An 18284-nucleotide genomic window follows, 5' to 3' on the forward strand; every position below is an offset into this window, starting at 1 on the left:
CTCGCCCCTTCCGACACCACGCCGCAGATCACGCTGCGACGCACGGCGGCCCCCGCGCGTTCCACCCGGTCCGCACAAACGTGCGTGAGCAAACGGGCGCGTCACGTCGCCCAGGTGCCGGTGACGAGGAACTCGTCGAGCGTCTTCAGGTGCGGCGCGAGGTCCATGCCCTGCGCGGCCACCCACTCGTCCGAGTAGTACGTGTTCGCGTACCGCTCGCCGCCGTCGCACAGCAGCGTCACGACGCTGCCCCGCTGCCGGGACGCGCGCATCTCCGCGACCAGCTGGAACGCGCCCCACAGGTTGGTGCCGGTGGACCCGCCGACGCGCCGCCCGAGGACGTCCTCGACGCGCCGGATCGTCGCGACCGACGCCGCGTCCGGCACCTTGACCATGCGGTCGATGACGTGCCCGATGAACGACGGCTCGACCCGCGGCCGGCCGATGCCCTCGATCCGCGAGCCCCGCGACGAGGTCAGCGTCGGGTCCCCGTCGCGCCAGGCGTCGAAGAACACCGAGTGCTCGGGGTCGACGACGGCGAGCCGCGTCCGCAGCCTCCGGTAGTGCACGTAGCGGCCGATGGTGGCGCTCGTGCCGCCGGTGCCCGCGCCGACCACGACCCACTCGGGCTCCGGCGCGTCCTCCAGCTCCATCTGCTGGAACACCGACTCGGCGATGTTGTTGTTGCCGCGCCAGTCGGTGGCCCGCTCGGCGTGCGTGAACTGGTCCATGAAGTGGCCGCCCAGCTCGGTCGCGAGCCGCCGGGACTCGTCGTAGATCGCGGTCGGCTCGTCCACGAAGTGGCACCGGCCGCCCTGGCGCTCGATCAGCGCGATCTTCTCCGGGCTGGTCGAGCGGGGCATGACGGCGATGAACGGCAGGCCGAGCAGCCGCGCGAAGTACGCCTCGGACACGGCCGTCGAGCCGGACGACGCCTCGATGACGGGCGTGCCGCCGACGACCCAGCCGTTGCAGATCGCGTAGAGGAACAGCGAGCGCGCGAGGCGGTGCTTGAGCGAGCCCGTGGGGTGGGTGGACTCGTCCTTGAGGTACAGGTCGATCCCCCACTCCAGCGGCAGGGGGAAGCGCAGCAGGTGCGTGTCGGCGCTGCGGTTGGCGTCCGCCTCGATGATGCGGACGGCCTCGCACACCCACTCCCGGGTGCGGGAACAACATCGGTCTACCGAAGTACTCACGCCGGCACGATAACTTCTGCGGCGTGAACCCACTCCTGAGCAGCTCCGTCCGCGGCAGCCTCCTGGCGGGCGCCGTCGGTGACGCGCTCGGCGGTTCGATCGAGTTCGACCGGATCGACCGCGTCCGCGACCGGTTCGGCCCGTCGGGCCTCACCGACTACGCGCCCGCCTACGGCCGGCTCGGCGCGATCACCGACGACACGCAGATGACCCTGTTCACGCTGGAGGGCCTGCTCCTGGCCCGGCGGCGGGGCGGCGACCCGGTGCACGAGGTGCGCGCCGCCTACGGGCGGTGGCTGCGCACGCAGGGCGGGCCGGAGGTGCCGGACGACGGGTGGCTGCTGGGCGTCCGCGCGCTGCACGAGCCGCGCGCGCCGGGGAACACGTGCCTGACCGCGCTGCGCTCGGGCGCGCTGGGCACGGTCGACGACCCGATCAACGACTCGAAGGGCTGCGGCGCGGTGATGCGCGCCGCGCCGGTGGCGCTGTGGTCGGACGACGCGCGCGAGGTGTTCGGGCTGGCCGCGGCCACCGGGGCGCTGACCCACGGGCACCCGAGCGGCTACCTGTCGACGGGCGTGCTGGCGGTGCTCGTGCAGCAGCTGCTGGCGGGGCTGGAGCTGCTGCCCGCGATCGAGGTGGCCCGCGCCGAGCTGGTCCGGTGGGACGGCCACGAGGAGCAGCTGGTGCTGCTGGACCTGGCCGTGGGGACGGCCGCCGAGCTGGCCGCCGAGGGCGCGCGGCCGACGCCGGAGGCGATCGAGGCGAGGTTCGGCGGCGGCTGGGTGGGCGAGGAGGCGCTGGCCATCGCGGTGCTCACCGCGCTCACCGGGCGGGACCTCGCCGACGGGCTGCTGCTCGCGGTCAACCACTCCGGCGACAGCGACTCGACGGGCGCGCTGTGCGGGAACCTGCTGGGCGCGCGGGACGGCGCCGAGGCGATCCCGGCGCACTGGCTGGGGGCGCTGGAGCTGGCGGACGTGGTGGAGCGCCTGTCCGCCGAGGCGGTGGAGGTGTTCGGGCGGGCCTGACCCGGCCCCCGCGGAGGGGCCGGGCCAGGTCCTGCCGTCAGGTCCGCGGTCAGGTGAGGATCAGCGACAACCCGTAGGCGGACAGGATCGGGTTGACCTCCTGGTAGTAGGTCGTGCCGCCGGACGAGCAGTTGCCCGAGCCGCCCGAGGTCACGCCCTGCGCCTGGTTGGAGCTGAGCCACGAGCCACCCGAGTCGCCGGGCTCCGCGCACACGTTCGTGCGGGTCAGGCCGTAGACGACCCCCTGCGGGTAGTTCACGGTCTGGCCGCGCCCGAGGATGTAGTTGCACCACATGCCGGTGGTCGAGCCGGAGCGGCACACGCCGGAGCCGACCGGCACCTGCGCGGAGCCGCGCACGTAGTACCAGTAGCCGTCGTAGCCCTCCATGTACCCGTAGAGGTTCACGCCGGCGCTCGCCTGGACCCAGGCGTAGTCGTAGTAGGGGAACGTCGACCCGGCGAAGTAGCCGAGCAGCGCGCCGGCCTGGTCGCTGGCCGACGAGCCGGGCGTGCCGCAGTGGCCCGCGGTGACGAAGCCGCCGTACACGGCGAAGCCGACCGAGCAGCGCCCGCCGTAGTTGATCCAGTACGGCCAGCCGCCGACGACGTCGGCCTGCGGCACGGGCGAGTGCTCCTCCTCCACGACGCGCACGGCGTCGTGGGTGGCCCGGGCCGCCTCGACGAACTTGGTGACGGCGTCGTCGACGCGGTGCCGGTTGACGGTGACGACGACGGTGTTGGTCTTGACGTCGACGTACCAGCTGTTGACGCCCGCCGGGGCGGCGCGGCCCGCCTTCCGGTCGAGGGCGGTCTTGGCGGCGTCGAGCTGGGCGTAGGTGTGCGCGACGGGCACGACGGTGATGTCGAGGCCGGTCGGCGCGGTGGCGGCGGGCCCGGCGACGGCCACGGCGAGCTTCCCGGTGGCCGGGTCGAACCAGCTGCCCGCGTAGGACGAGCCGTAGAGCGTGCGGGCGACGGTCTCGGCGCCGCGGGCCTTCTCCTCCTGGGCGAGGCGCGTCCGCACGCCGTCGGCGGTGAGGCCGAGGTCGCGCTGCATGGCCAGGGACATGCCCTGGGCGACGCGCGGTGCGGAGGTGGCGGAGGTGGCGATCGCGTCGGAGGCGGAGGCGGCGGTGAGCGAGGTCGCGGCCAGGCCGAGTGCGAGGACGACCGCGCCGGTTAATCGAGCGGCGTGGGAACGGGTCACTGAACAGCCCCTTCAGCAGGATGGAGGCAGATCACCGGATGGCAGGACAGAACGGTACTTTTCAACCACGCCCCGTCATACCGCCGAGACGGTGGACGCGCTCCCACGTGCCGGCGCGGATCGGGCGTCGCGGAACCGCCCGACCGGATCGCCCGACCGGAACCGCCCGGCCGGATCGGCCGCGCCCGGGTGCTACGCCTGCTCGGCCGGGGTCTCGCCGCGCAGCTGGGCGCGCAGCTTGTCGCGTTCCGCGCGGCGCACGGCCTGCTTGGCCTCCAGCCCCCGCGCGACCCGCGTGCGCAGGCCCTTGAAGACGAACAGCGACAGCGGCAGCGCCACGACGACGCCCACCGCGAGCGCCACCAGCAGCGGCACGTTGACCAGCACGAGCAGCGCGGTGACCGCGGCGACCATGCCCAGCCGCGCGCCGACGTAGAGCGTCACATCACGACCCAGGTGCACGGTTGCCCAGGTTACGCGCCCGCTCCGGGTCCGGTCGCCCCGGTGTTCGGGCGTCCCTCGAAGCGGGTGGAGAGCACGACCGTCGTGCGGGTGCGCGCCACGCCCTGGATGCGGCGGAGCCTGCCCAGCGAGCGCTCCAGGTCGTCCACGGTGGCCACCCGCACCTTCACGATGAACGACTCGTCGCCCGCCACCCGGTAGCACGACTCGACCTCGACCAGCTCGCCCAGGGAGACGGCCAGCTCGTCGTCGTCGGCGGTGTCCGTGGGGTGGATGCTCACCAGGGCGGTGACGCCGAGGCCGACGGCGCTCGGGTCGACCACGGCGTGGTAGCCGACGATGACGCCGGTGGCCTCCAGCTTGCCGACCCGCTCGTGCACGGCGGAGGCCGACAGGCCGACCTTGCGACCGAGGTCGGCGTACGTGGCCCGACCGTTGACCCGGAGGGCGGCGATGATCTGGCGATCAAGAGCGTCCACCGGCCACAGCCTAGGCCCACCCGGGGCGATGTCCGAACCGCACGCTTCGTCCCTTTGCTACCTCTTTACCATCACCCAAGCGTTCGAGTACCCGAAGGGTGGGATGCCACGATGCGTCCGGTAAGTCTGCTCGTCATCGGGGAGGATCACCGTGACCGTCACAGCACACGCGGGGGAACGACTGCTCACGCCGGGCGAGGTCGCCAACCTGTTCCGGGTCGACCCCAAGACCGTGACCCGGTGGGCCACCGCGGGTCGCATCGGTTCCATCCGGACGCCCGGTGGTCACCGCCGGTTCCGCGAGTCGGAGGTCCAGGAGCTGTTGTCGCAGCTCACGACCGAGGCGACCGAACCCGTCAGGCACTGACGCCGAACACCTCCTGAACGCGGGTAATCTCGTGGCAAAGGAGGTGGCGACCACATGTTGTACCTGCTAGCGGTGGTCGGTGCACTGACGATCGCCGTGCTGCTGTGGCGCTCGTTCGGACCGGACCGGGTCGATACCGCCCCCAGCCGCCGGTTCGTCGCACCCGACGACGACCCCGACTTCCTGCGCAAGCTCGGTGAGCAGCGCAAGAAGAAGAAGCCGGAAGAAGAAGAGTGACCGCGAAGGGGCCCCGTCGACCGGGGCCCCTTCGTGACGCCCGGTCGCCCGGGGACGCCTAGTTGTTCGGGAAGTCGTCCGCCACGGTGGCGGCCAGCTCCAGCAGCGCGAGCCGGGTGTCCGGGGCGAGCTTGTCCAGCTCGATCTCGGCCCCCTCCTCCAGGTGCTGGTCGAACGGGATGCGCACCACGGCGCGGCAGCGCTGGGCGAAGTGCGCGGCCAGCTTGTCCAGGTCGACCTTGCCCGAGCCCGGCCGCACCGAGTTGATCACCGCGACGGACCTCGCGACCAGGTCGCGGTACCCGTGCGCCTCCAGCCAGTCGAGCGTGGCCGCCGACGTCTGCGCGCCGTCCACCGAACCGGACGAGACGAGCACCAGCGAGTCGGCCTGGTCGAGCACGCCCTTCATGGCCGAGTGCATCAGGCCGGTGCCGCAGTCGGTCAGCACGATGTTGTAGAACAGCTCCAGCAACGCGACCGTGCGCAGGTAGTCCTCGTCGCTGAACGCCTCGGAGACCGCCGGGTCCTGCTCGGACGCCAGGATCTCCAGCCGGCTCGGCGACTGGGACGTGTAGGCGCGCACATCGCTGTACCGGGTGATGCGGGACGCGTCGCGCAGCAGGTGCCGCACGGTCGCCGTGGTCTCCCTGGGCACCTTCAGCGCCAGCGTGCCGCGGTCCGGGTTGGCGTCCACCGCGATGACCCGGTCACCGCGCAGCGACGAGAACGTGGAGCCGAGCGTGGTCGTCGTCGTGGTCTTGCCGACGCCGCCCTTCAGGCTCAGCATCGCGATCTTGTAGCAGCCGCGCAGGGGCTGGTTGATGCGGCCGATCAGCTCGCGCCGGCGCAGGTCGGCCGGGCTCTCGCCCAGGTTGACCAAGCCGCCGGTCATCGAGTGCAGGGTCTTGCGCCAGCCGGACTGCGGCGGTCGCTTCGCCCGCTTGATCAGCTGCTGCGAGGACACCTCGTTGGCGTTCGCCTGCGGGGGCTGCGGCTGCTGGGGGCCGACGCTCTGCGGGAAGTTGTTCGGGAACCCGCCCTGGTACTGGCCCTGGTACTGCTGACCGGGCGGCACCTGGTACGGCCCCGACTGCTGGCCCTGCACCGGGTAGGCGCCCGACGGGCCGCCGGAGACCTGGTAGGCACCGGACTGCTGACCGGGCGGCACCTGGTACGGGCCGGACTGCTGCCCCTGCACCGGGTACGGCCCGGACTGCTGGCCCTGCACCGGGTAGGCGCCGGACGGGCCGCCCGAGACGTGGTAGGCGCCGGACTGCTGACCGGGGGGCACCTGGTACGGGCCGGACTGCTGGCCCTGCACCGGGAACCCGCCCGACGGCGGCCCCGACTGGACCTGCCCGCCCTGCACCGGACCGGACTGGACCTGCCCCGACTGGGCCGGGTCCAGGTAGACCGTCGGCGGCTCGGTGTACTGCGGCTGCGGCTCGGGGGTGGTGGTGGGCTGCCCCTCAGCGCCTGCCGGCGGCTGCCACGACGGCTCAGGATTCTCGTAGCGACCGGTCACCGCTGGGGTCCCTCCCTGAGCGAGAAAAGAGTCGGGACGTCCCCGACCCCACGCGTTCGACGGTAGTCAACCACCAGCGGTTCCTCGACACTGGGTGTGCGCTCACCCACGTGCGCGCGAGCCTCGGCAGGCGCGCGACGTGGGCGAACGGTCATCGCGCAGGTGGTGGTCTACGCGATCAGGAGACACCCGCGTACGAGTGCAACCCAGTCGTTACGAGGTTGATGAAGAACAGGTTGAACACGGTCAGCGCGAAACCCAGCGAGTTGATCCACGCGGCGGGCCTGCCGCGCCAGCCCGCCGTGGCGCGGGCGTGCAGGTAGGCCGCGTAGACGACCCACGACACGAACGCCACGGTCTCCTTCGGGTCCCAGCCCCAGAACCGGCCCCAGGCCGCCTCGGCCCAGATCGCGCCGCAGATGATGCCGATGGTGAACAGCGGGAACGCGAACACCGTGCTGCGGTAGGCGAGCCGGTCGAGCACGTCGGCGTCGGGCAGCTTCGCGAACCGCGACCGGCCCGAGGACTTGAGCAGGTACAGCACGCTGGCCACGCCCGGCACCAGCAGCACCCCGCTGGAGATCGAGATGACCGAGACGTGCACCACGAGCCAGTAGGACTGGAGCGCGGGCTGCACGGGCGCGGCGTCGGCGTAGAGCACCGTGCCGCCGAGGAACATGAGGATCACGATCGGCACGAGCACGAAGCCGCCGAGCCTGCGCACCGGGAAGGTGCGGGTCAGCACGAGCCACGTGACGACGGCCGCCAGCGTGAGCAGCGAGCCGTACTCGTACATGTTGCCCCACGGGGCGCGCCCGGTGGCGAACCCGCGCAGCACCAGGGAGATCGCCTGGAGCAGTGCGCCGAGGACGGTGAGCGCGAGGCCCATCGAGCCCAGGCGCTCGGCGCGCGAGCGCTGCGCCTTGGTCACCAGGCCGGGCGTCCACGTGCCGTCGGCCCGCGTCCCGCCGGCGGTGGCGACCAGCTCGCGCTCCCTGGCCTTGGCGGGCTTCGCGAACGCCGCCTCGCACAGGGACAGGAGCGCGGCGAAGAAGTAGACGGCGACGGCCGCGCCGTACGTCCAGTCGCTGTAGGTCGACAGGGCCGAGTTGACCGGCATCAGCTCTTCTCCTCCTTGGCCAGCAGGTCGCGCGAGAGTCCGGTGAACTCCTCGCCGTACCCGGCCTGATCGGTCCGCGCGAGGCCGCCGACCTCGACCACGGTACGCCCGTCCTCCCCGACCGCCGCCCGCACCCAGACGCGGCGGCGCTTGATGCTCAGCGACAGCCCCAGACCCACGATGACCAGGATCGCGAACACCAGGACCCACACCTGGGTCGGGTCGTGCGACACCTGGAGCGCGACCCAGTCGCGGACGCCGTCGAACCGGACCACGGTGCCGTCGTCGAGGGTCAGCTGCTCGCCGGCGCGCAGGTTCTGCCGGGCGACCTTGACCAGCTTGCCCTCCTCGACCATCTGCTGGTTGATCGAGAAGATCGACTGGCCGCGCCCCGAGTCGGTGCCCAGGTCGCCGCGGTAGACGTCGATCGCGACCGCCGGGTCGTTCGCCGCGGGGAACGCCGAGTCGAGCAGGTCGCCGCGGAACACGGCGGTCGGCGCGAGCAGGCCGGTGATGGCGAGCTGGCTCCTGCGGCGCTGCTCGGGGTCGGTGACGCCCGGCGGGTCGAGCTTGGTCGCGCCCTCGGAGGCCATGGTGACCGGGTTGACCGGCCGCCACTGGACGGTGCCGGTGCGCACCTGGCCGTCCGGGAAGGTCACCGTGAACAGCGGCGTGTAGCCGTGGTCGATGAGGTAGACCCGGTCGCCGGCGGTGCGCAGCGGGCTGTTGACCTCCAGCGCGTACGGCCGCCACGTGCCGGTCGCGAGGTCCTCCCCCGACTGGTACTCCAGGTCCGCGCGGTAGCTCTCGGCCTGGCCGCTGTGCAGGTAGGTGGCGCTGAAGTCGCCCACCTTCACGCAGAACTGGCTCAGGTCGGTGCCGTCGACGCGCAGGCCGGGCCGGAAGGAGTCGTAGTTGTAGACGCCGGAGTTGCAGAACTGGCCGCCGCCCGCGGGCACGATGACCTGGCCCTCGTAGCCGAACATCTTGCCCAGCGCGAAGGCGATCAGCAGGCCCAGCAGCGAGAAGTGGAACACCAGGTTGCCGGTCTCGCGCAGGTAGCCGCGCTCGGCGCTGACCGTGCGGCTGCCGTCGGGCTCCTCGCGGGTGACGCGGCGCCAGCCCCGGAGCCGCCGCTCGGCGTGCGCGACGACCTCCTCGGGGGTCCGCTCGGTCACGCCGGTGGCGTGGTGCGGCATCCGGGTCAGGTTGCGCGGCGTCAGCACGGGCTTGGCCCGCGCCTGCCGGAGGTACTCCCAGGTGCGCGGCAGCAGGCAGCCCACGAGGGAGACGAACAGCAGCACGTAGATCGCGGAGAACCAGGCGCTGGCGTAGACGTCGTAGAACTGGAGGTCGTCGAGGAGCCGGCCCCACCAGCCGTTCCCGGCGATGTGCTCGTCCACCTTGGTGGCGTTGAGCGAGCGCTGCGGCAGCAGGGCGCCGGGCATCGCGCCGAGGGCGAGCAGGAACAGCAGGGTCAGCGCGGTGCGCATGGCGGTGAGGCCGCGCCACGTGTTGCGCAGGAAGGCGAGGACGGCGCGGGCCGCGCCGGGCGGGCGCCGGGACGGGGGCGCGGGCGGGACGTCGGTGGTGGTGGCCATCAGAGCGGCAGCACCACGTCGCTGACCACGGCGTCCCGCAGCCAGCCCACGAAATCGCCCCACAGGCCGGTGACCAGGGCGACGCCGACGGCGATGAGCAGCGCGCCGCCGAACACCTGCACCTGGCGGACGTGCCCGCGCAGCCAGCCGGTCGCCCGCACCGCCCAGCGCGCGCCGAGCGCGATCAGGACGAACGGCAGGCCCAGGCCGAGGCAGTAGGCGAGCACGAGCACGACGCCGCGCACGGTGGTCGAGCCGACCTCGGTGCCGCTGGCGAGGATGAGGACGCCGGAGAGGGTCGGGCCGAGGCACGGCGTCCAGCCGAGCGCGAACACGCCGCCGAGCAGCGGCGCGCCGAGCAGGCCGGCCCGGGGCACGCGGTGCAGGCGGACGTCGCGCTGGAGGACGGGCACGAGGCCGATGAAGACCAGGCCCATGGCGATGGTGACGACGCCGCCGATGCGCTGGAGCAGCTCCCCCTGGAGCCAGAAGACGTCGGTCAGCCCGAGGACCACGAACGAGGTGAGGGCGAACACGACGGTGAACCCGAGCACGAACAGCAGCGCGGCGCCCGCGACCCGCCAGCGACCGGTCTTGGGCGCCTCCCCGCCGGTGACCGCTGGCGCCTCCGCGCCGACCAGCCCGGCGAGGTACGCGAGGTAGCCGGGGACGAGCGGGACGACGCACGGTGACGCGAACGAAATGGCCCCGGCCAGCAGTGCGACCCCCGTGGCGAGCAGGATGGGGCCCGAGGTGGCCAGGTCGGTCGGGTTCACGCGTCCAGGGTAGGTAAGTGCCACTTGACGTCGCTCACCGGTGTCCCTTATGGGCGATCCAGCTCACACACCCACGCGTCACGCATTACCCATTCGTGGCGAATCGAAACCCGACCATCCACCCTTGCCGACGAGTGACCCACTTCATAGCGTGACGTGCATGCGTGCACACCGGCTGTTGTCCCTGCCGCTGGCCGTGGTCCTCGCGGTCGCCGCCGCCCCCCTGCCCGGCGGCGCCGCGGAGCCCGACGTGGAGTGGGTGGAGGTGTTCTCCCCGGACGGCTCGATCACCCGGACCGCCGTCGCGAGAACCGTCGAGGCCGCCGCCGCGCCGGACGAGGTGGCCGCCGAGGTCGTCGCGGTCCAGCAGACCGGCGCCCCCGACCAGCGCTTCGACCTCGTTTTCGTCGGTGACGGCTACACCGCCGCCGACGCCGATGCCTACCACTCGCACGTGGTGGGCAAGTGGGACGAGCTGTCCGCCGTGGAGCCGTTCAAGTCCTACAAGCAGTACTTCAACGTGTGGCGGGTCGACGTCGTCTCGAACCAGTCCGGCGTGGACAACGACCCGGCGCTCGGCAGCGCCCGCGACACCGCGCTCGACATGGGCTTCTGGTGCCAGGGGCGCGACCTCCAGACCGAGCGGCTGCTGTGCGTGAACCAGACCAAGGCCACCCAGTTCGCCGCGCTCGCGCCGGGCGCCGACCAGGTCGTGGCGCTCGGCAACACCGCCAAGTACGGCGGCGCGGGCGGCGGCGTCGCCACCGCGGCCGGCGCGAACGACCTGGCCGGGCAGATCGCCGTGCACGAGCTGGGCCACTCCATCGGCGGCCTCGCCGACGAGTACGACTACCCCTACGAGACCTACACCGGGACCGAGCCGACCGAGGTCAACGTGACGAGGGACCCGACCGGCGCGAAGTGGTCGGCCCACCTCGGGCAGCCGTCACCCGACGGCGGCGCGGTCGGCGCGTTCGAGGGCGCGAGGTACCACCGGACCGGGCTCTACCGGCCCACCTCGGACTCGATCATGCGCACCCTCGGCCGCGAGTTCAACCTCGTCGGCCGGGACGCGATGGTCGACGCCTTCCGGGCCAGGGTGCCCGAACTGCGCTGACGGGCGGGACCTGACGGCCGGGACCTGACGGGCGCTGCCGGGCGGGGCCCGGCCGCCGGGGCGTCACGCCTCGGCGGCCAGGTCCCGCACGATCGGCAGCAGGTCGGTGGCGATCACGCCGCCCAGGAACGCGGCGGCGACCCGGTGCTGCTTGTCCAGCACGAACGTGGACGGCACGGCGTTGGGCGGCAGGCCCTTGAACGACAGCATCGCCCGCCCCGACTCGTCGTAGATCGACGGGTAGGTCAGCTGCCGGTTGGCCATGAAGTCGCGCGGCAGCTCGGTCGACGTCTCCTTCACGTCCACGCCCAGCACCTGCACGCCCAGCGGCCCGGCCTCGTCCTGCACCTTCTGCAGCTCCGGCGCCTCGGTGCGGCACGGCGGGCACCACGCGCCCCAGATGTTGACCACGACGACCTTGCCCGGGTAGTCGTCCAGGGAGACGGTCGCCCCGTCCTCCATCAGGCTCGGCCCGGTCAGGCCCACGACCTTCTTGCGCTCGTCGCCGTCGTAGCGGAGCTTGGTCTCCCCGTTGGGCGCGACCAGCTGGAACTCGCCGCCCGTGGCGACCGCGTCGTCACCGGTGGCGCAGCCGGCGAGCAGCAGCAGGGCCACCAGGGCGGCCGCGACCGACCTCATGCGCCGGTCACCCTCGGGTCGGTCGCGCCGGCCGGCTCGGTGTAGACCACGCGGACCAGTTGCTCGTCCTCGAACACCAGGCTCGTCAACGACGCCAGCGAGCACTCGCGGCGACGCGGGTCGTGCCACATCCGCTTGCCCTCCAGGAACCGGCGCAGCGTCCAGATCGGCAGCTGGTGCGACACGCACACCGCCTCGTGGCCCTCGGCCGCCGCCCGCGCCCGCTGCACCGCGCCCAGCATCCGGTGCGCGATCTCGACGTACGGCTCGCCCCACGACGGGCGGAACGGGTTCACCAGCTTCGGCCAGTGCTCGGGCGAGCGCAGCGCGCCGTCGCCGACCGCCACCTTGAGGCCCTCGAACTTGTTGTCGGCCTCGATCAGCCGCTCGTCGGTGGCCAGCTCCAGGCGGTGCGAGTCGGCGATCGGGGACGCCGTCTGCTGCGCCCGGTCCAGCGGGGACGCGACGACGTGGGCGATGTCGTGGTCGCGCAGGTGCTCGGCCACGGTCAGCGCCTGCTTCTGGCCGCGCTCGGAGAGCCGGAAGCCGGGGATGCGGCCGTAGAGGATGCCGGTCGGGTTGTGCACCTCGCCGTGCCGCAGCAGGTGGACGACGGTCTTCACTTCGCGGCCTTTCCGGGGGTGGCCGCCGCGGCGGCGCGGGCGGCGTGCGGCAGGGCGTCGGCGATCTGCTCGAAGTCCCGCTCGGTCATGGCCGCGTTGACGAACCACGCCTCGAACGCGCTCGGCGGCGGGTACACCCCGCGCTCCAGCAGGGCGTGGAAGAACGGCGGGAAGCGCCACGTCTCGGCGGCCTGCGCGCCCGCGTAGTCGGTGACCTCGTCGGCGCTGAAGAACACGCTGACCATGTTGCCCGCGAACTGCACTCGGTGCGCCACGCCCGCCTCGGTGAGCGCGGCGGTGAACAGCGCGCCCAGCCTGGACGCGTTCGCGTCGAGCGCGCGGTAGACGTCGTCGCCGGCGGCGCGCAGCGTGGCCAGGCCCGCGGCCACCGCCACCGGGTTCCCGGACAGCGTGCCCGCCTGGTAGACCGGCCCGGCCGGGGCGAGCCGCGCCATCACGTCCGCCCGCCCGCCGAACGCCGCCGCCGGCAGGCCGCCGGACATGACCTTGCCGAACGTGTAGAGGTCGCCGGCGACGCCCTCCAGGCCGTACCAGCCGGCGCGCGAGACGCGGAAGCCCGTCATGACCTCGTCCATGACCAGCAGCGCGCCGTTCGCCTCGCACAGGGCCTTCAGCTCGGCGTTGTGCCTCGGGGCGATCGCGCCCATGTTGCCCGCCGCGGCCTCGGTGATGACGCAGGCGATCAGGTCGGGGTGCTCGGCGAACACCCGCCGGACGGCCTCCAGGTCGTTGTACGGCAGCACGATCGTGTCGGCGGCCTGCGCGCCGGTGACACCGGGCGAGGTGGGCAGGCCGAGCGTGGCGACGCCGGACCCGGCCTGGGCGAGCAGCGCGTCCACGTGCCCGTGGTAGCAGCCCGCGAACTTGACGACCTTCGGCCGGCCCGTGAAGCCGCGGGCGAGGCGGATCGCGCTCATCGTGGCCTCGGTGCCGGAGTTGACCAGGCGCACCTGCTCGACCGGGGCGACGCGGTCGACGATCTCCCGGGCCAGCTCGATCTCGCCCTCGGTGGGCGTGCCGAACGACAGGCCGCGCACGGCCGCCGCCCGCACCGCCTCCACCACGTCGGGGTGGGCGTGGCCGAGGATCATCGGCCCCCAGGAGGAGACCAGGTCGACGTACCGGTTGCCGTCGGCGTCCCACAGGTGGGGTCCCTCGCCGCGCACCATGAACCGGGGCGTGCCGCCGACCGAGTGGAAGGCCCTGACCGGGGAGTTCACGCCGCCGGGGATCACCGCCGCCGCGCGCTCGAACAGTTCCTGGGATCGCGTCGCTGTCACGCCGTCCAGTCTCACACGCCGGGTTCGGCGTCCTGCTCCCAGCCGTCCTGTCGCCCGTCGTCGCGCGACCGGTCGTCACCCTTCGGGGTGCGGGTGCGCACCGCGAGCACCACCTGCCGCACCGCGTCGAGCAGCAGCACCCCGGCCACCAGGACCAGCCCGGCGGCGGCGCCGACCCAGTTGCCCTTCACCCGCGTCGACTCCAGCGGCGCGTGGTCGGGCACGGGGTAGCTGTAGCGCAGGATGCCGCGCTGCCAGCACCACACCGCGAGCGCCACCAGCGCCACCGCGAGCACCACCTCGCCGACGGCGACGAACGCGCGCCGGGGCTGGTGCAGCCGGGGTTCGGCGGTGTCCGGCTCGGTCTCCACGGTGGTGGCGGTCACGTGGTCAGCTTCTCACGACCGGCGCGTGGCGAGCAGCGCGGCCACCTCGGCGCGCAGCGCGTCGGCGTCCCGCGCCCACGCCGTCACGACCCGCCCGTCGACCAGCTTGAGCGGCACCGCCTCGGTGCCGCGCGGCAGGGTCCAGCCGCCGCCCAGGATGGGGGCGCCCGAGCGCGGTTCCACGCCCTCGACCTCGGCCACGTCGCGGAGCTGGAGCTCCTCGCGGCCCGCGTGCAGGGCCACCGGGGTGAGCCGGACTGCGTAGAGCCGCCGCCTGCCCTGCACCCACAGCAGCGTGGGCAGGAACAGGGCCACCGCCACCAGCGACCACAGGACCGGTCGGAACGCGTCGGTCAGGGCCTCGACGCCCAGGCCGAGCAGGGCGAACACCGGCCCCCACAGCAGGGGCCACCAGGACGCGCCGGGTTCGGCGTAGACGGTCGGCTGCTCCACCTAACCGAGGTTCCCCGCGAAGAAGTACCGGGTGCCCGGCAGGAAGCTGACCGCGGACGCGGCGACGAGCAGCACCAGCCGCAGCACGACCACGACCCACGAGGCGGGTTCGAGGCCGTCGCGCGCCCCCACCAGGACCGCCGCGACGGCCAGGACGCCGATCACCAGCGCGCTGCCGCACAGCGCCAGCCTCGCGTGGTAGCTGCCGCGCAGGAACGCCACCGCGCCGAGCACCCCGCCGAGGGCCAGGCAGCCGGTGCCGAACAGGGTCAGCACCGCCCCGGCGCCGACCAGCCCGCCGTCCTCGGCGACGAACCGCACGACCGTGCCGACCGGCCACGACAGCGACGCGAACACCCACAGCACGAACGCCGCCAGGACCACCGGGGGCCGCACGAGCGCCGTCGTGCGCTGGTCCACGCCGCGCATCTGGCCCGGGTAACCGGGCAGCGGGCCCGCCTGCGGCTGGTGCACCGGTCTCATCGGCGTGCCGTACGGGTCGAACGGTGGCTGGGTCATGTCGTCTCCGCGGCTAGTGCTGCTTCACCCACTGTGCCGTACGGGGCAGCCACGTGAGGGCCAAACCGATCGTGATGAGCAGCAACGTCACCAGGTTCACCGCGCTCGCGCCCGGCAGCACGATCCACAGCACGTGCAGCACGGCGACCGCGGACAGCACGGCCCGCGCCCACCGCCTGCCGCGCCGCAGCAGCAGGCCGCCGCCGACGTACCCGACGCCGAACAGCACGGCTACCAGCGTCAGCTGCGCGAAGATGCCGCCGACCAGCGCCGGGTCGTCACCCGCGCGGGCCGCGGCCTGCTCGAACTCGGCGCGGCGCAGCCACAGCACGACGTTCTCCAGCAGCAGGAACGCGCCGAGCGCGCACCACACGGCGGTGGCCGCGCGCACGACCGGGGGCGGCGCGACCCGGGACGGCGCCCCGCTCACCCGGCGCGCTTGAGGGAGTCGAAGTACGCCTTCGAGCTCGGCAGGTACAGCGTGACGATCGCCGCGCCGACGACCAGCACGATGAGCAGGCCGACCAGCGAGAACCCGAGCAGGTGGTAGACGAACACGACGGCGCCGAGCACGGTCAGCGCGATGCGCGCCCAGGTGCGGCCGGCGCGCAGCCGGTACGCGAAGAACGCCATGAGCAGGCCGAGCGCGACGCCGACGGCCGTCACGAACACCAGGCTCGCCTTCACGGCGGCCTGGAACTGCTCCTCGGTCAGGCCCTGCGTGCCGCCGGGGCTGTTGCGGGCGGCCTCCGCGGCGGCGTCCTGCTGGGTCAGCACCAGCAGCGAGGACAGCACCAGCAGCGCGGCGCCGGCGATCCACAGCCAGAACGACGCGCGGACCTCGCGCGGTTCGGCGGGACGGGCGGGGCCGGCGGGCTCCCAGGCGGGCATGGGCATGGGCCGGACCGGGTCGTTGTCGTCCTGCGGAGTCGTCACGCGGGAGAACGCTAGGGGCGGCCCCGGCCCGCTGTCCACCGCGACAGGCGGTGGGCAGCGGACCTGTGGCCGCCGGGTCTCAGCTGGCCTTGAAGAAGTGGTTCGAGTCGGACTTGAACATGAAGACGATCGCACCGATGATCGCGACCAGCTGGACCAGGCTCAGCAGCGCCTGGATCGCGCCCAGGAAGCCGACCGAGAACAGGATGCCGATCACGGCCAGGCCGATGAGGCCGAACAGCACCGAGAGGGCACCGAGGACGGTCAGCAGGATGCGGGCCCAGTTGGCGCCCTTGCGCATCTGCATCACGACGAGGACCCACAGCACGGCGATGACCAGGCTGACGATCAGGCTGCCGTAGCTCGGCTGGATGTCGCCCATGAGGGACGGGTCCACGCCGAGGGAGCGGGCGGTCTCCTCCGCCACGGCCTGCGCGGTGGCGAAGCCGAGGAGGCTGCCGAGGATGCCGAGGCCGGCCGCGACCAGCCAGAGCAGGTAGGCGGTGTCCACGGACTTCGGACGCGCGGGAGCCGCCATCTCACCGTGGCTCAGCGGCGGGGCCGGCTGGTAGCCGCCCTGCTGGGGGTAGCCCTGGGGCTGGCCGCCCTGGGGGTAGCCGCCCTGCTGCGGGTAACCGCCCTGCTGCGGGTAACCGCCCTGCTGGGGGTTGTTGCCCTGGTTGTAGGGGTCGTTCGGAGTGGTCATGCGACGGACCGTAGGAGTGCGCGGGGTCGCAGTCGACCGGAAATCACAATCCGTTAGCTACCTGTGGTGGCTTTACACTGACTGTACGCACTGATCGGAAGTGCCCGGAAACTGATGGCGAGAACACCAGCACCACGGCGACCACGTCGATGATCATCGTGACAGTGCCGAAGGCCAGGTCAAGCGGGTCGACGGCCAGGCCGAACGCCGAGGCGAACCCGGTCGCGACGGCCAGCAGCCGGATCACGCCGAGGAACGCGCCGCCCGCCGCGAGCACGGTCAGCGCGATGCGCGCCCAGTTCCGGCCGGACGCCACGCGGTTCGCCAGCAGCACGTACAGCAGCAGCACGCCGAACACCAGCAGCAGGCCGAACACGACGCCACCGGTCGCGGCGGCGTCCAGCTCGTCCTGCCCGAGGCCGGGTTGGCGGGCGCGCAGCTCGCCGATCAGCATCTCCCGGTCGCCGAGCTGCACCACGAACCGGGCCGCGCCGACGAGGGCGCTGAGGATGAACAGCCACCGGGCCAGGTCGACGCGCTTCGGCGGGGCCGGCCGGTCCGGCTTCGCCTTCGTCTTCGGTGCGGGCGCGGTCATCCCCGGTCCAGCCAGCCCGCGGCCTCCACCGCCCAGTACGTGAGCACGACGTCCGCGCCCGCGCGGCGGATCGAGGTGAGCATCTCCAGCACGGTGCGCTCGCGGTCGATCCAGCCGTTGCGCGCCGCTGCCTCGACCATCGCGTACTCGCCGGAGATCTGGTACGCCGCGACCGGCACGTCCGAGACCTGCGCCACGGCGGCCAGCACGTCGAGGTACGGCAGGGCGGGCTTCACCATGACCATGTCGGCGCCCTCGGCGAGGTCGAGCGCGACCTCGCGCAGCGACTCGCGGATGTTCGCCGGGTCCTGCTGGTAGGTCTTGCGGTCGCCCTGGAGCTGCGACTCCACCGCGTCCCGGAACGGCCCGTACAGCGCGGACGCGTACTTGGCGCTGTAGGCGAGGACGCCCGTGTCGGTGTGCCCGGCCTCGTCCAGCGCGGCCCGGACCACCCCGATCTGGCCGTCCATCATGCCGCTGGGGCCGACCACGTGGGCGCCCGCCTCGGCCTGGGCCACGGCCATCTCGCCGTAGACCTCCAGCGTGGCGTCGTTGTCCACCGCGCCGTCCGGCGTGAGCAGGCCGCAGTGGCCGTGGTCGGTGAACTCGTCGAGGCAGAGGTCCGACATGAGCACGGTGCTGTCGCCCAGCTCGGAGCGCAGGTCGCGCAGGGCGGCGTTGAGGATGCCGTCCGGGTCGGTCGCGCCGGACCCGACCGCGTCGCGCTCCGCCGGGACGCCGAACAGCATGATGCCGCCGACGCCCGCCTGCACCGCCTCCACCGCCGCCTTCACCAGCGACTCGCGGGTGTGCTGGTGCACGCCCGGCATGCTGGCGATCTCGGTGGGCCGCGACGCGCCCTCCTTGACGAACATCGGCAGCACGAGCTGGCGCGGCCGGACGGTCGTCTCGCTGACCAGGCGCCGCATGGCGGGCGTGGTGCGCAGCCTGCGGGGCCGGTGGGCTGGGAACACGGCGGTACTCCCTCGTCGGAAAACGCGCCGGGGC

The 18284-nt window shown here is 72.9% G+C and carries 23 protein-coding genes; 4 read left to right on the forward strand and 19 right to left on the reverse strand.

The window, feature by feature from the left end; translation table 11 throughout:
- Window positions 1–101: 101 nt before the first annotated feature.
- Window positions 102–1151: a PLP-dependent cysteine synthase family protein gene (locus ACRAKJ_RS39830; protein WP_447008826.1), complete on the reverse strand. Its 1050-nt coding sequence runs from the start codon at window positions 1149–1151 to the stop codon at window positions 102–104.
- A 68-nt stretch (window positions 1152–1219) separates the two neighbouring features.
- Here ACRAKJ_RS39830 and ACRAKJ_RS39835 point away from each other — a divergent pair, with 68 nt between their 5' ends.
- Window positions 1220–2227 carry an ADP-ribosylglycohydrolase family protein gene (locus tag ACRAKJ_RS39835; protein ID WP_438925645.1) on the forward strand — a complete coding sequence of 336 codons (1008 nt, stop codon included), beginning with the start codon at window positions 1220–1222 and terminating at the stop codon, window positions 2225–2227.
- 49 nt (window positions 2228–2276) lie between these two features.
- Here ACRAKJ_RS39835 and ACRAKJ_RS39840 read toward each other — a convergent pair whose 3' ends face one another.
- From ACRAKJ_RS39840 to ACRAKJ_RS39850, 3 genes are all read right to left on the reverse strand, one after another.
- On the reverse strand, window positions 2277–3434 hold the full coding sequence (locus ACRAKJ_RS39840; protein WP_438925646.1) for an alpha-lytic protease prodomain-containing protein: 1158 nt from the start codon (window positions 3432–3434) through the stop codon (window positions 2277–2279).
- Between the two features lie 192 nt (window positions 3435–3626).
- Window positions 3627–3896, reverse strand: coding sequence for a DUF4229 domain-containing protein (locus ACRAKJ_RS39845; protein ID WP_438925647.1), 270 nt, complete (start codon window positions 3894–3896; stop codon window positions 3627–3629).
- Between the two features lie 11 nt (window positions 3897–3907).
- Window positions 3908–4375 carry an AsnC family transcriptional regulator gene (locus tag ACRAKJ_RS39850; protein WP_438925648.1) on the reverse strand — a complete coding sequence of 156 codons (468 nt, stop codon included), beginning with the start codon at window positions 4373–4375 and terminating at the stop codon, window positions 3908–3910.
- 151 nt (window positions 4376–4526) lie between these two features.
- Between ACRAKJ_RS39850 and ACRAKJ_RS39855 the strand changes: the two genes are divergently transcribed.
- Both ACRAKJ_RS39855 and ACRAKJ_RS39860 read left to right on the forward strand, forming a co-directional pair.
- On the forward strand, window positions 4527–4742 hold the full coding sequence (locus ACRAKJ_RS39855) for a BldC family transcriptional regulator (protein WP_438925649.1): 216 nt from the start codon (window positions 4527–4529) through the stop codon (window positions 4740–4742).
- 54 nt (window positions 4743–4796) lie between these two features.
- Window positions 4797–4979, forward strand: a complete 183-nt coding sequence (locus ACRAKJ_RS39860; protein ID WP_438925650.1) for a hypothetical protein — start codon at window positions 4797–4799, stop codon at window positions 4977–4979.
- A gap of 58 nt (window positions 4980–5037) precedes the next feature.
- On the opposite strand, the gene ACRAKJ_RS39865 is transcribed toward ACRAKJ_RS39860, so the two are convergent.
- The 4 genes from ACRAKJ_RS39865 to ACRAKJ_RS39880 all read right to left on the reverse strand — a co-directional run bounded on the left by ACRAKJ_RS39865 (window position 5038) and on the right by ACRAKJ_RS39880 (window position 10001).
- Window positions 5038–6504, reverse strand: a complete 1467-nt coding sequence (locus ACRAKJ_RS39865) for a nucleotide-binding protein (protein WP_438925651.1) — start codon at window positions 6502–6504, stop codon at window positions 5038–5040.
- Between the two features lie 178 nt (window positions 6505–6682).
- On the reverse strand, window positions 6683–7624 hold the full coding sequence (gene ccsB / locus ACRAKJ_RS39870) for a c-type cytochrome biogenesis protein CcsB (protein ID WP_438925652.1): 942 nt from the start codon (window positions 7622–7624) through the stop codon (window positions 6683–6685).
- A complete protein-coding gene (resB, locus tag ACRAKJ_RS39875) occupies window positions 7624–9225 on the reverse strand; it encodes a cytochrome c biogenesis protein ResB (RefSeq protein ID WP_438925653.1) in 1602 nt (533 codons plus the stop codon). The genes ccsB and resB overlap by 1 nt, the downstream gene beginning before the upstream one ends.
- On the reverse strand, window positions 9225–10001 hold the full coding sequence (locus tag ACRAKJ_RS39880) for a cytochrome c biogenesis CcdA family protein (protein WP_438925654.1): 777 nt from the start codon (window positions 9999–10001) through the stop codon (window positions 9225–9227). Before ACRAKJ_RS39880 ends, resB begins: the two co-directional genes overlap by 1 nt.
- A 160-nt stretch (window positions 10002–10161) precedes the next feature.
- On the opposite strand from ACRAKJ_RS39880, the gene ACRAKJ_RS39885 reads away from it, so the two are divergent.
- Window positions 10162–11118: a M64 family metallopeptidase gene (locus ACRAKJ_RS39885; RefSeq protein WP_438925655.1), complete on the forward strand. Its 957-nt coding sequence runs from the start codon at window positions 10162–10164 to the stop codon at window positions 11116–11118.
- Window positions 11119–11181: 63 nt separating this feature from the next.
- On the opposite strand, the gene ACRAKJ_RS39890 is transcribed toward ACRAKJ_RS39885, so the two are convergent.
- The 11 genes from ACRAKJ_RS39890 to hemB form a co-directional block, all read right to left on the reverse strand.
- On the reverse strand, window positions 11182–11757 hold the full coding sequence (locus ACRAKJ_RS39890) for a TlpA disulfide reductase family protein (RefSeq protein ID WP_447008827.1): 576 nt from the start codon (window positions 11755–11757) through the stop codon (window positions 11182–11184).
- Window positions 11754–12380 carry a histidine phosphatase family protein gene (locus ACRAKJ_RS39895; RefSeq protein WP_438923892.1) on the reverse strand — a complete coding sequence of 209 codons (627 nt, stop codon included), beginning with the start codon at window positions 12378–12380 and terminating at the stop codon, window positions 11754–11756. Before ACRAKJ_RS39895 ends, ACRAKJ_RS39890 begins: the two co-directional genes overlap by 4 nt.
- Window positions 12377–13681: a glutamate-1-semialdehyde 2,1-aminomutase gene (gene hemL / locus ACRAKJ_RS39900; protein ID WP_438923891.1), complete on the reverse strand. Its 1305-nt coding sequence runs from the start codon at window positions 13679–13681 to the stop codon at window positions 12377–12379. Before hemL ends, ACRAKJ_RS39895 begins: the two co-directional genes overlap by 4 nt.
- 11 nt (window positions 13682–13692) lie before the next feature.
- Window positions 13693–14067: a hypothetical protein gene (locus ACRAKJ_RS39905; RefSeq protein WP_438923890.1), complete on the reverse strand. Its 375-nt coding sequence runs from the start codon at window positions 14065–14067 to the stop codon at window positions 13693–13695.
- A 12-nt stretch (window positions 14068–14079) separates the two neighbouring features.
- Window positions 14080–14520, reverse strand: coding sequence for a hypothetical protein (locus tag ACRAKJ_RS39910; RefSeq protein ID WP_438923889.1), 441 nt, complete (start codon window positions 14518–14520; stop codon window positions 14080–14082).
- The gene (locus tag ACRAKJ_RS39915) at window positions 14521–15039 is read right to left on the reverse strand and encodes a hypothetical protein (RefSeq protein WP_438923888.1); all 519 of its coding nucleotides are present in this window, start codon (window positions 15037–15039) and stop codon (window positions 14521–14523) included.
- A 13-nt stretch (window positions 15040–15052) separates the two neighbouring features.
- Window positions 15053–15469, reverse strand: a complete 417-nt coding sequence (locus ACRAKJ_RS39920) for a hypothetical protein (protein WP_438923887.1) — start codon at window positions 15467–15469, stop codon at window positions 15053–15055.
- Window positions 15466–15975, reverse strand: a complete 510-nt coding sequence (locus tag ACRAKJ_RS39925) for a hypothetical protein (RefSeq protein WP_438923886.1) — start codon at window positions 15973–15975, stop codon at window positions 15466–15468. The genes ACRAKJ_RS39920 and ACRAKJ_RS39925 overlap by 4 nt, the downstream gene beginning before the upstream one ends.
- A gap of 79 nt (window positions 15976–16054) precedes the next feature.
- Window positions 16055–16681 (reverse strand): hypothetical protein, encoded by a 627-nt coding sequence (locus ACRAKJ_RS39930; RefSeq protein ID WP_438923885.1) that lies wholly within the window; start codon window positions 16679–16681, stop codon window positions 16055–16057.
- Window positions 16682–16724: 43 nt separating this feature from the next.
- Window positions 16725–17276 (reverse strand): hypothetical protein, encoded by a 552-nt coding sequence (locus ACRAKJ_RS39935; protein WP_438923884.1) that lies wholly within the window; start codon window positions 17274–17276, stop codon window positions 16725–16727.
- The gene (hemB, locus tag ACRAKJ_RS39940) at window positions 17273–18250 is read right to left on the reverse strand and encodes a porphobilinogen synthase (protein WP_438923883.1); all 978 of its coding nucleotides are present in this window, start codon (window positions 18248–18250) and stop codon (window positions 17273–17275) included. The genes ACRAKJ_RS39935 and hemB overlap by 4 nt, the downstream gene beginning before the upstream one ends.
- Between the last annotated feature and the right edge of the window lie 34 nt (window positions 18251–18284).

The organism is Saccharothrix sp. DSM 118769, from assembly GCF_052936295.1.